The sequence below is a fragment of the Mucilaginibacter sp. P5_A4 genome, assembly GCF_056400605.1.
Map to the genome: position 1 here is coordinate 41091 of NZ_JBFUKX010000047.1, position 9577 is coordinate 50667.

Sequence of the window (9577 nt, forward strand, 5' to 3'; positions counted from 1 at the left end):
ATAAGCTAATTACCATTAACTTTGCCATCCACAAAAAAACACTACTATGCAATATGATGTTATCGTTATCGGTTCGGGCCCAGGTGGCTATGTGGCCGCTATACGTTGTGCCCAGCTGGGTTTAAAAACCGCTATCGTCGAAAAGTATAACACCCTTGGCGGTACCTGCCTTAATGTAGGCTGTATCCCTTCAAAGGCGCTGTTAGATTCATCCGAACATTACCATAACGCCGCCCATACTTTTACTACACACGGTATCAAGCTTGATAATTTAGGTATTGATTTTGGCCAGATGGTAAAGCGCAAGCAGGAAGTAGTGGATGCCAATACCAGCGGCATTAGTTACCTGATGAAGAAAAACAAGATAGATACCCATTTTGGTACCGGATCTTTTAAAGATAAAAACACCATCACCGTTAAAAAAGCAGATGGCACCGAAACCGAGATCACCGGTAAAAATGTGATCATTGCTACCGGTTCAAAACCATCAGCTTTGCCATTTTTAAAGATCGATAAAAAACGCATCATCACCTCAACCGAAGCTTTATCGCTTACCGAAGTACCTAAGCACCTGGTATTGATAGGTGGCGGTGTTATTGGTTTGGAGCTGGGTTCTGTTTATGCGCGTTTAGGCGCCAAGGTATCTGTAATTGAGTTTATGGATGGCATTATTCCAACTATGGATAAAGCTTTGGGCCGCGAATTACAAAAAGTACTGACCAAACTGGGTATGGAGTTTTACCTGGGCCATAAGGTTACCGGCGCTACCGTAAAAGGCAAAGAAGTGACCGTAACTGTTGATACCCCTAAAGGCGAAAAGAAAGAGCTGAAAGGCGATTACTGCCTGGTAGCTGTTGGCAGGGTAGCTTATACCGATAATTTAGGCTTGGATAAAATAGGCATCACCGTTGAAGAACGTGGCCGTAAAATTACCGTTAACGATCACCTGGAAACCAGTGTTAAAGGCGTTTATGCTATTGGCGATGTGATAAAAGGCGCTATGCTTGCCCACAAAGCCGAAGATGAAGGTACTTTGGTTGCCGAAATAATTGCTGGCCAGAAACCACATATTGATTATAACCTGATCCCGGGCGTAGTATATACCTGGCCCGAAGTTGCCGCTGTTGGGCAAACAGAAGAGCAATTGAAAGCCGCCGGAGTAAAATATAAAACAGGTTCGTTCCCGTTCAAAGCCAGCGGCCGCGCCCGTGCCAGCGGCGACCTGGATGGTTTTGTGAAAGTTTTGGCCGATGCCGCTACCGACGAGATTTTAGGCGTACACATGATAGGTCCCCGTGCTGCGGATATGATAGCCGAGGCTGTTGTTGCCATGGAGTTCCGTGCATCAGCAGAAGATATTGCCCGTATCAGCCATGCACATCCAACCTATACCGAAGCCATGCGTGAAGCGTGTTTGGCTGCTACCGAGAACAGAGCGATACACATTTAGGATTTCGGAATTGAGAATTTTGATTTCGGATTTTTAAATTTCGAAGTAAAGAATACCAGGGCAGAAACAATTTAGGGGTTTCTGCCTTTTTGATTTATAGAAAGTGATCAAGTGCAAACATTTATTGGCATCGGCACCTTATTGGCTACAATCGCACTCATGGAACTCATCTCCTGGGCAATGCATAAATATTTGTTCCATGGTCCGCTTTGGTTCATCCATAAGACACATCACCAGGAAAAACATAGTTTTTTAGAACTGAACGACATCTTTAGTATCGCCTTCGCTTCGCTGGCTTTGTGGTTGATGTGGATAGGACATATTACTTTAGATTATCACTTTTGGATAGGCACGGGTATCAGCATTTACGGCATCATCTATTTTATTTTTCATGATTGGTTTATTCATAACCGCTTCAAGGCATTTAAAAGCAATAATCGCTATTTGATGGCTATCCGCAGGGCGCATAAAATTCATCATAAATCAATGGAGAAAGGTGACGCGGAAGAGTTTGGATTGTTGGTGGTGGGTAGGAAGTGGTTTAGGAGGTAACCTGATTAAAAAAATCAGTAATAGTTAAAATCGACGTTTCTTCAATAGATTTTAATTCTAAAAGATCTTTATCACCGGTTAATAAATAAGAGGCGTTACTATCTACGGCCAATGATAGCAGAAAGTTATCCTTCTCGTCTCTGCAAATTGCAACATTAGTCTTAACACTTACGAACTCAGCGTAGCTGTCAATTAGTTCAGTCAAAAGCTGAATGTCAGATTGCGAAAAGTACTTTTGCAGCTTCGGTCGTTGAGATACATTTACAAACTCTTCTAATAGCTCGGAACTGAAAATTAAAATTATTCGTTCTGAAAGAAGAAGAGAAGTGAGTTTAGAATAGTCTTTAGTAATAAGAAAACTTATCCAAAGGTTAGTATCTATTATTAACCGAATAGGGCTATTTGGCATAACGCTTAGTTCGTTCAGCCTCTACCTCTTTTGTTATTTCTTCGAGCGAGGGTGCCGAATCACTTTGAGAACGCAGGCGTTCTAATAAATCCTCAAATGCATTTTTAGAGTTATTCTGGATAGAGATCAAATCCATATCAGCTAAATCTTTCAAAAGATTTAACGCTTTGGGATTTAAAATATTGATTTTTAGCGTATCCATAAACAAATATAAACAGAAAAAGGCACAATTGAAATTGCGCCTTTTAGGAATTGAAAATATCGCTGACCTTAGATGTTTTACACCGCTACCACATGTTTCCCCTTTTTATAACCAATAGTTGCAAAATAAAGGATGAATAAATAAATAGGTATTAAAATTACATAAGCGGTTTGGGCCGATATTTTATCGACCAGTAAACCATAAATAGGCGGAAAAACGGCAGCTCCTGCAATACCCATTACCAGTAACGACGAGCCTATTTTTGTAAACCTGCCTAACCCTGAAAGTGCCAGTGGCCAAATAGCTGGCCACATTAATGAGTTGGCCAAACCTAAAAGCGCTATGCAGCTTATAGATGCATATTTAGGAGTGAAAAGAGCACATGCCGTTAATATAACACCAAATACCGCCGAACAAACCAACGCTTTTTGCTGTGAAATGTACCTTGGAATAAACACGATACCGGCAATATAGCCAATCACCATGCATATTAATGTTCCGGATGCAAAATACTTGGCCGTAGAAAGCGGGATATCATGTGCGATGCCATAACCTATTATTGAATCGCCTGCAATAACTTCGGCACCAACATAAAAAAACAGCGCTAACACGCCCAATATCAAATGCGGAAATTGCATTATACTGGTTTTGCCTGAGTTGGCAGCGGCTACAGTTTCGTCTTCATGGTCGGTATCAATTTCTGGCAGGCCCGAAAAATAGATGAGCACAGCCAATATGGCCAACACAATAACCATTAATACATAGGGTAATATCACCCTGGAGGCTAATTCATTCAGCTCGGCAGTTTTTTGGGCAACATCCAATTTTGAAAGGTTGGCATTAAACGCATCAATGTTATTTAAAACCACCGCCCCAAGCGCTATTGGCGCCAATACACCGGCAAATTTGTTAAATATCCCCATCACACTGATCCGTTTTGCAGCACTCTCTGGCGGGCCAACTATAGTGATGTATGGGTTTGATGCCGATTGTAAAACCGCAAGCCCGCTGCCCTGAACAAATAAGCCTATTAAAAAGATAGCGTACGTACGGGTTAAAGCGGCAGGTATAAAAATAAGGGCGCCAATGGCTATGATGACAAGGCCTACTGCCATTCCGTTTTTAAAACCAAATATTTTAAGCAGCCAGGCTGATGGCTTGGCCATTAACAGGTAAGCTATGTAAAAGGCGCTGGCCACCAAATACGATTCGCGATTATTTAGCTGGCAAGCTATTTTTAAATAAGGTATCAATACCGAATTTAACCAGGTTACAAAACCGAAAATAAAAAACAAAACGCCTATGATAATTACCGGGCTTACAATTGTTTTCTTTTGTGCCGATATTTCGGATTTGGTAATGGTTGTCATTTCTTTTATTTAAATCGTTAATAAGTTAATCAAGTTCCTAAAATAATTAAAAAAGTTGATAAATTATGTTCTTGATATGAAAATTTTAAAATAAGTAAATTTAAACGATATCTGTACGGGAGGCAACCTGGGGATCTGAGCAAACAACTTGAGCCGATACTATTGCCTGGCTTTGAAATTGAAACAGGCGACACCTGCGGCATCTAAAAAGGATATCTGCTACGCAATAACAACCTGGATGCATACCTGGGGTAATCCGATTTAATTTCCGAAATTCGGACGCTTACATTTTTCAATGAAGATATTAATAGTAAACAATACCCAGATCCCCGCCGCAAAATATGGTGGTACCGAAAGGGTGATCTGGTGGCTGGGCAAGGAGCTTACACGCCTTGGTCATCAAATAACTTACCTTGTAGCCGCCGGTTCCTCGTGCCCGTTTGCCAGGGTGTTGTTTTATGATCCAGCTGTTGATTTGAACCAGCAGGTGCCCGATGATATTGATGTGGTGCATTTTCATTTCCAGGTGAGTGGGTTTACAAAGAAGCCTTACCTTATTAATGTTCATAATAACCCAGCCTACGGGCAGTTGCTTGATCAGAATTCGGTATTTGTTTCTACCAACCAGGCCCACCGCCATGGTGGTACCGCTTTTGTGCATCACGGTCTGGATCCGGACGATTATCACAAGCCCGACCTGTCAAAAAAACGGGTACACGCTCATTTTTTAGCAAAAGCCGCATGGAAGGTTAAAAATGTTAAAGGAGCTATTGATGTAGCAACTGAAAGCGGTAATAAACTGATTGTTTTAGGTGGTACCCGATTAAATTTAAAAATGGGCATCAGGTTTACGCCAAACCTGAATGTGAGGTTTAAAGGAATGGTTGATAATGACGAAAAAGCTGTGGTGCTCAATAGTTCAAAGGCTTTGTTATTCCCGGTACTTTGGCACGAGCCTTTTGGTTTAGCCATTATTGAAAGTTTATACTTTGGCTGCCCGGTGCTGGGTACACCCTATGGGGCATTGCCCGAATTGGTACCCGCAGAGGTTGGTTTGCTAAGTAATAGTAAGCAGATTCTTACAGAAGGACTTAGGTCAGTAGATGGGTTTAGCAACCAGTTATGCCATGATTATGCGATGGAGAATTTTACGGTTCAAAAAATGGCGAAAAAATATCTCCGGCTTTATGAGCAGGTTATGAATGGCGAGATACTAAATGCCGGAACGCCAACTTTGCAGGCAGCTAATACAGTAAAATATTTACCCTGGAATAGTTACTAATGCCAGGCGTTTAATTAATAATGTATTACACTTAGTTAAAAGTCTTAAGTTCTGACTCGGAAAAGGGCGCATTTCACTTACGACTAACTACTTTTAATTTAACACTAAGCGTATAATTTACCATTATATGTTAATACCGTTAAGTTAAGGAAACATCTAAGTTTTATTTTTGCAGGATGCCTGGGAGCCAATATTGCAATAATTATACTATTTTACAGATCGCGCGGGTTGTTATAAAAAAATCTTAACGCATAAATGTTATATGCCGCATAATAGTTAATACCCTTGTGAATAGCTTTACAAATCCTATATCATCGGCACAAAAAAAAGCATACTTACTGGTACTGCTATTGGCCATATTGGTAAATGTGGCTGGTATAGGCGTAAAATACTTTACAGACGATCCGGGTTTGTACAGCATATTGGCCCGTAATATGGCTCAAAGCAACAACTTTTCCGATTTGATTTATCATGGCAGGGATTGGCTGGATAAGCCGCACTTTCCTTTTTGGATGGCTGCACTTAGTTTTAAATTTTTTGGCATTAATACCATAGCATATAAGTTACCCGCGCTGTTGTTTTTTTTCATTTCGGTTGTGTACACTTATAAGCTGGCAAAAAAAATCTACGGTTCAGAAACTGCCTTAATAGCCATACTCATATTGCTTACGGCTCAACATGCAATAATGTCAAATACTGATGTGCGTGCCGAACCCTATATTATGGGTTTACTGATGGGTGCGGTTTACCATTTTTATAAGGTAAGAGATCGGTTTAGCTTTATTGATATATTATTGGCATCCTTATTTACAGCCTGCGCCGTAATGACTAAGGGGATTTATTTACTCATCCCTATTGGGAGCGCTATCATTGGCGATTATATATTTAAGAAAGATTTTAAAGGCTTGTTTAACTGGAAATGGCTATTGGCCATTATCATGGTGGTTATTTTTACACTACCCGAAATTTATACCTTATATATACAGTTTGACCTGCATCCCGAAAAAGTGGTTTTTGGCCGCACAGGTATTTCGGGCATCCATTGGTTTTTATGGGACAGCCAGTTTGGGCGCTTTAACAATAATGGTTTTATAAGGAACAGCCACGGCGATCCTTTCTTTTTCCTGCATACATTGCTTTGGGCATTTGCTCCCTGGGCATTTTTATTATATTACGTATTTTTCAGGTTTATCCGGAATGTTATTAAGGGAACGGTTTTACCCGAATATGTTACCATCAGCGGCGCTATTATTATGCTGCTTATATTTTCTGTCTCTAAATTCCAGCTGCCCTTTTATACCAATATTCTTTTCCCTTTTTTTGCTATCATCACTGCTGTTTTTATACGTGAGATCATCGGTAGTAATAAAAACCTTTTTTTTAGCATCACTCAATATATAACAACCGGACTGTTGATAGTACTCATTATTGTGCTGAATTTTGCTTTCGCACCCGGTAACTGGCCTGTATTTTTGTTGCTGGCGCTTATATTGCTGGCGGTTACCTGGTATATCTATAAAAATAGCGGAACAAAAATCCGGGCTTTGTTTTTATTTACCTGTTGCGTTGCTGTATGGCTTAATGCTTATTTAATAATGGTAGTCTATCCAACATTGGACTATTTTAAGGGAGATGTGCATGCGGCAGAATATATTAACCAATATTATCCAAAAAACCAGGTGATATCAGCATTTAACGCTCAAAATGCCTTTGAATTCTACACGCAACAGCCTGTTTCGTTTATGGATATTACCCAAGCCAGTAAACATGGCAACGCGCTCCTGTTAATTAATGAAGATCAAAAAGCCGAATTGCAAAAAAACGATACACCATTTCAGCTGCTGAAAGAGTTTGACAATTATCCTAATGAGAATATTACCTTGCCATTTCTTATCGAATCTAAAAGAATGACAACGCTAAATCATTTCTTTTTGGTGAAGATAAACGGTATCGCAAAATAAAAATTCCGAAATTCGCCATAATTCCGAAATCGAACGTCCTACATCCGACATCAAATTATGCTGCAAATACAGGAAAACGTATCTCTTAAAAACTTTAACACTTTTGGTATTGGTGCCTGTGCCAGGTATTTTGTGGAGATAGCCCACGAGGATAACCTGGTTGAATTGTTTGCCGATCCGCTATGGCTGCAAACCGAAAGGTTGGTAATAGGCGGTGGCAGTAATTTATTATTGGTTACTGATTTTGATGGTTTGGTTATCCGGATGAATATCCGGGGCATCGAACACCGCATAAGCCATAACGATGTATTTGTTGAGGCCGGCGGCGGCGAGGTATGGAACGACCTGGTAAACTTTTGTGTAGCCCGGGAATATGCCGGTATCGAAAACCTAAGCCTCATCCCAGGTTCTGTGGGTGCATCTCCTATTCAAAACATTGGCGCGTATGGGGTTGAGCTTAAGGATACTTTTGTAAGCTGCAGGGCTTTTGAAATAGCTACAAGTACTTTTAAAACCTTTAGCAAAGCCGATTGTAAATTTGGCTACCGCGAAAGCGTTTTTAAAAATGAGCTGAAAGGGCAATACATTATTGTATCAGTAAAGTTTCATTTATCACTTATCCCCAATATCAATACCCAGTATGGCGCCATAGGGCAAGAGCTGGCAGTGCGGGGTATTGCATCGCCTACAATAAAAGACGTTTCAAAAGTAGTATCACATATCAGGGTATCTAAACTGCCAGATCCTTCAACCATAGGCAATGCCGGTAGTTTCTTTAAAAACCCGGTGATAAGTAAGCCGGAATTTGAAGCTGTACACACTAAGTACCCTGATGTAGTAAATTATCCGGCCGCCGACGGGCAGATAAAATTAGCTGCCGGATGGCTTATTGAGCAATGCGGATGGAAGGGAAAAACTGTTGGTCACACAGGAACCTGGAAGAACCAGGCCCTGGTATTAGTGAATCATGGGGGTGCCACGGGCGAGGAGATATACAGCTTTTCGTCGCAAATCATAGACAGTGTGTACACTAAATTTGGCGTTATGCTACAACGCGAGGTGAATATTATTAGTTAAAAATTTAAATTTTAACTAAATATTTCATTTTGTTTTCATTATTTACAAACAGCATTCGTGTTACAATTATCGTTTTCGTCATTGTTTTTTATTTACCACTTATTGCATTTAACGTACTGTTTGTTAGTTGTTTAATTACAATAGTAGTGTAATATATACACATAAGGTTTTGTTAGCAGATTTTTGGTTAATGAGTGAGTTTTGTAGTTAACATAGCGCTAAGTGGCATCATGCTTGCCTAACTATTAACACAAAACTTTAACAAAATGACAAAGATTGAGTTTAACACCCTTGTATTGCGCCAGGCAACGTCACTAAGGTCTTATGCCTTACACTTTACCCACGACGCAGACGATGCTAACGACCTTGTTCAGGACACAATGTTGAAGGCCATAACTTATTACAATAAGTTTAAAGAAGGCACAAATTTAAAAGGATGGTTATACACCATCATGAAAAATACCTTTATCAACAACTATCGCCGTTTTGTTAAAATGAGCACATTTGTTACCAAGAGTGACGAGATCTCATCTCCAAACCTGGTATTCAGTTCAACAAAAAACCAGGGCGAAGCCAAATTTGTGATGGATGATATTAAAAGAGCTTTGGACAGGCTGCCCGGAGATTACTATATACCATTTACCATGTATTTTGAAGGCCATAAATACCATGAGATAGCCGATCATTTAGAGATCCCTATAGGTACAGTAAAAACCCGCATCCACGTAGCCCGTAAGCTGCTAAAGAAAAACTTAAAAGCTTATGATAACGGCATTACAAAACCTGTATACGCAGAGAACTGATATCATAAACTCAATATCATAATTCTTTAAACAGAAAAACCCGCTAATTAAGCGGGTTTTTCTGTTTAAAGTTGTGTTATCGATAAGCGATAAGACCAACTCCTATAATTGATATTATAATGCTAACCAAGCTCCTTCATTGCTTCCCTGGCCGCTATCTGCCCCGAAATAATTGCCGGGGGAACACCCGGGCCAGGTACAGTTAACTGGCCAGTGTATAACATATTTTTAATATGCTTTGCCCGCATGGCCGGCTTAAAAAAAGCTGTTTGTGCCAAAATATTGGCCAGGCCATAGGCATTGCCCTTAAAGGAGTGGTAGTCGGCTTTAAAATCATTGAGCGCATAGCTGCGTTTAACAACTATCGCGTCGCGGATATCCTGCCCGGTGAGCTTTTTAAAGCGATCAAGCATCAGATCGAAATATTTTTCGCGGATGCTTTCATCATCATGCAACCCCGGTGCTATAGGC

Annotated in this window: 10 protein-coding genes; 6 read left to right on the forward strand and 4 right to left on the reverse strand. The window is 40.3% G+C overall.

What is annotated here, in order from left to right; translation table 11 throughout:
- The first annotated feature begins 46 nt into the window (after nt 1-46).
- Nucleotides 47-1450 (forward strand): dihydrolipoyl dehydrogenase, encoded by a 1404-nt coding sequence (gene lpdA / locus AC1DQW_RS22390; protein ID WP_477456100.1) that lies wholly within the window; start codon nt 47-49, stop codon nt 1448-1450.
- A gap of 111 nt (nt 1451-1561) precedes the next feature.
- On the forward strand, nt 1562-2002 hold the full coding sequence (locus AC1DQW_RS22395) for a sterol desaturase family protein (protein ID WP_477456101.1): 441 nt from the start codon (nt 1562-1564) through the stop codon (nt 2000-2002).
- Here the strand turns inward: AC1DQW_RS22395 and AC1DQW_RS22400 are convergent.
- The 3 genes from AC1DQW_RS22400 to AC1DQW_RS22410 all read right to left on the reverse strand — a co-directional run bounded on the left by AC1DQW_RS22400 (nt 1992) and on the right by AC1DQW_RS22410 (nt 3983).
- Nucleotides 1992-2411, reverse strand: a complete 420-nt coding sequence (locus AC1DQW_RS22400) for a putative toxin-antitoxin system toxin component, PIN family (RefSeq protein ID WP_477456102.1) — start codon at nt 2409-2411, stop codon at nt 1992-1994. The genes AC1DQW_RS22395 and AC1DQW_RS22400 overlap by 11 nt on opposite strands.
- Nucleotides 2401-2613 carry a hypothetical protein gene (locus tag AC1DQW_RS22405; RefSeq protein WP_477415630.1) on the reverse strand — a complete coding sequence of 71 codons (213 nt, stop codon included), beginning with the start codon at nt 2611-2613 and terminating at the stop codon, nt 2401-2403. The genes AC1DQW_RS22400 and AC1DQW_RS22405 overlap by 11 nt, the downstream gene beginning before the upstream one ends.
- Nucleotides 2614-2690: 77 nt before the next feature.
- The gene (locus AC1DQW_RS22410; protein WP_477456103.1) at nt 2691-3983 is read right to left on the reverse strand and encodes a sugar MFS transporter; all 1293 of its coding nucleotides are present in this window, start codon (nt 3981-3983) and stop codon (nt 2691-2693) included.
- A 295-nt stretch (nt 3984-4278) separates the two neighbouring features.
- Here AC1DQW_RS22410 and AC1DQW_RS22415 point away from each other — a divergent pair, with 295 nt between their 5' ends.
- From AC1DQW_RS22415 to AC1DQW_RS22430, 4 genes are all read left to right on the forward strand, one after another.
- Nucleotides 4279-5265: a glycosyltransferase gene (locus tag AC1DQW_RS22415; RefSeq protein ID WP_477456104.1), complete on the forward strand. Its 987-nt coding sequence runs from the start codon at nt 4279-4281 to the stop codon at nt 5263-5265.
- A 287-nt stretch (nt 5266-5552) separates the two neighbouring features.
- Complete coding sequence (locus AC1DQW_RS22420) at nt 5553-7226, forward strand: ArnT family glycosyltransferase (RefSeq protein ID WP_477456105.1); 1674 nt, start codon at nt 5553-5555, stop codon at nt 7224-7226.
- Between the two features lie 42 nt (nt 7227-7268).
- Nucleotides 7269-8303, forward strand: a complete 1035-nt coding sequence (murB, locus tag AC1DQW_RS22425) for a UDP-N-acetylmuramate dehydrogenase (protein WP_477456107.1) — start codon at nt 7269-7271, stop codon at nt 8301-8303.
- A gap of 266 nt (nt 8304-8569) precedes the next feature.
- Nucleotides 8570-9106 carry an RNA polymerase sigma factor gene (locus AC1DQW_RS22430; protein WP_477401628.1) on the forward strand — a complete coding sequence of 179 codons (537 nt, stop codon included), beginning with the start codon at nt 8570-8572 and terminating at the stop codon, nt 9104-9106.
- Between the two features lie 122 nt (nt 9107-9228).
- Here the strand turns inward: AC1DQW_RS22430 and AC1DQW_RS22435 are convergent.
- A partial coding sequence (locus AC1DQW_RS22435) for a phytoene desaturase family protein (RefSeq protein WP_477456106.1) occupies nt 9229-9577 on the reverse strand: 349 nt, incomplete at its 5' end.